Annotated in this window: 1 protein-coding gene; it reads left to right on the top strand. The window is 68.4% G+C overall.

The window, feature by feature from the left end; translation table 11 throughout:
- Window positions 1-2,672: AAA family ATPase (locus A5686_RS16475; RefSeq protein WP_369829715.1), on the top strand; the 2,672-nt coding region annotated here is incomplete at both ends.

Here is a 2,672-nt window from a genome sequence, read left to right as displayed (position 1 = left end):
GTGGGGCCTCCAACCGGCATTTTTGACGTCGGCGGTCGGCGGCTGGTCACTCCGCCGATTCGGGGGCGGTCAGACGAGCTGAAACTGATCGGCGCGCTGGTGACCGGGGTGGCCCAAGGGCGCGGGGGCGTGCTGGTCATCGAGGGGCCGCCGGGCATCGGAAAGAGCCGCTTGCTCACCGAGGTTCTGGGGCTCGCCGAAAAGGCCGGTGTCCGGTCACTATTCGGCGAGGCGTTCGAGTATCAGCAGACGGTTCCATTCTTCTCACTGTTCATGGCCACCCTGCACGCCGATCCCCCGGTGGGAGACGCCGAGGCGCTGCGCCGGCTGGGCGGCACGGCGGATCTGCGCTACTGGGTGGTGCGCGATCTGGCCGACGCGATTCATGCGGCGGCCGCACAGACTCCGCTGGTGATTGTGTTGGAGGACATCCATTGGGCCGATAATGGCACGCTGTTGGCGCTGCGGTCGCTGGCCGGAGTGCGTCCGGATGCGCCGGTGTTGTGGGTGTTGACCGCCCGCACCGGGGCCGGCGGCCCGGCGGTGCAGGAGACGTTGTCGGTGCTGCACCGCACGAACGCCACATTTGTGCGGTTGGCGGCCATGACGTCGGACGCTGTCGCCGATATGGTCTGTGACGCGGTGCGGGCGAAAGCCGATGCGTCGCTGCTGAATCTGGCCGCCAAGGCCCACGGTAATCCGTTTCTGGTCACCGAGGTTGTCAGCGGGCTGGGCGAGGAGGGTCGGCTCACTGTCGATGGCGGCCGTGCCGGGGCGACCGGAGACGGGCTCCCGCGGCGTCTGGGCGCAACGATGGACCAGCGGCTGGACCTGCTGTCCAGTGAAGCGGCACAGGTGGTGCGGGTGGCCGCAGTGCTGCCGGACCGGTTTTCGGCCGGCTTGCTCGCCACGATGCTGGAGCGTTCGCCGGCATCGTTGCTGTCCGCGCTCGAGGAGGCGGTGCGTGCCGACCTTTTCGTCGAAGATGGTGAGCGGCTGAGGTTTCGTCACGATCTATTGCGTGAGGCCACCCGGCAGTCGTTGCCGCAGTCGCTGCGCCGGGCGATGGAGCGCCAATCGGCGTCGGCAATGCTGGGGATGGGGGCGGCCCCGGCCGAGGTGGCTACCCAGCTGGCACGCAGCGCGGAGCCCGGGGACAAGGAGGCTATCGGCGCGCTGCGGCAGGCCGCTCAGTTCGCGGGTCGCGGCGATGCGAGTGCGGCGGCGGACTTGTGCAAGTGCGCGCTGGAGCTGTTACCCACTGATGACGCTGAGCACGGCTCGCTGGTTGCCGAAACTGTGGAGTGGCTCAACCGGGCCAGCCGCTACGAGGAGGCCGAAGAATTGGCCGTGGCGGCGCTCGCACGGGCGGCCTCGCCCGAGGAGGAGGCGGAGATTCGCCTCCGGCTCCCGACAATCAACATGTACAGCGCCCAGCGGCGGGTGGAAGAGAATCGGCGCGCGCTCGAGTTGAGCGACATCAGCGAGGTCACCCGGGCGCGCCATCTGGCCCTGTTGGCTTACAACCTGTTGTACGACCAACCTGGGCAACAACGTGGGGCGGCCGACGAGGCCGCCGCAGCTGCGGCAGCAACCGACGATCTCGAGTCGAAAATCGTGGCAGATGTCACGCTTGCTTGTCTGGACTGTGCGGACGGGTATGCGGGCCGGGCCCTGCGCCGCCTCGAGCAGGCTTGCGCGCTGGCCGGCGCGAGTGATCCGACGCCAGCCCATGACTTGCTCGCAGCGCACCACGCCAACGTGCTGGCAGTGATCGGTCGGTTGGACGACGCTGCGGCCCAGATCGCCAATGGAACAGAGCAAGCTCGCCGGGAAGGTAACGCGATGGCCCTTGGCATTTGGGCTGACATCGATGCGTGGGTCCATCTCGCAGCGGGCCGGTTGTCCGCAGCTCGTGCCGAGGTGGAATCCCTGCCACGCTCGCCGAGGACAGGCGCGACCGACCTGGACATGATTCGCCTGGCGCTGCTGGCCGAAGTGGCGGTCCATACCGATGATCGAAACCTGCTGCAGCAGGTGGCCAATGACGCACGTGCCGCCTACCCAACCGGCGCCTCTGTGGTACGTCGGGCGGCGGCGCAGGTGCTCGCATTGGCGGCGTGGCAGCGCGACGACGTCCATGACGCGATGCGCTGGCTCGGCGGCATCACCCTTCTGGGGACACCTCTCACACCTGAGGTCTTTGATCTGGTGATCCTGAGTGCGCGGGTTACCTCGGCCGCCGGCGATGCCGGCCTGCGCGCGCGCGTCCTGCAGGCCACCGAGGCGCTGGAGCGTGAGCGGCCACCGCTGCCGCTGTTCTCGGGAGTCGCCCGATACGCCCGCGGGATAGTCGAACGTGACGTCGAGGCCTTGGTGTCGGCGGCGGAGTTGCTTCGCTCGTCGGGGCGGCCGCTTCTTTACGCAAGCGCTGCCGAGGATGCCGGCGGCCAGTTGGCTCGTGCGCAGCGCACTGCTGAGGCGCTTGACCAGCTGAACGCGGCATTTGACACCTACATCGAGCGCGAGGCGATTGCCGATGCGCGCCGGGTCGGCCGCGCGCTGCGCCGACTAGGAGTGGAACGTCGCATCGTCACGCGCCCGCGGGCAAAAACGGGCTGGGACAGCCTGACCGAGTCCGAGCTCAAGGTGGTCAACCTGATTGCCCAGGG

This window comes from Mycobacterium sp. E2479, from assembly GCF_001667925.1.
In the GTDB taxonomy this organism is placed as follows: domain Bacteria; phylum Actinomycetota; class Actinomycetes; order Mycobacteriales; family Mycobacteriaceae; genus Mycobacterium.
Note: the sequence above shows the minus strand (reverse complement) of the source record. Positions and strands in the feature narration are given on the sequence as shown.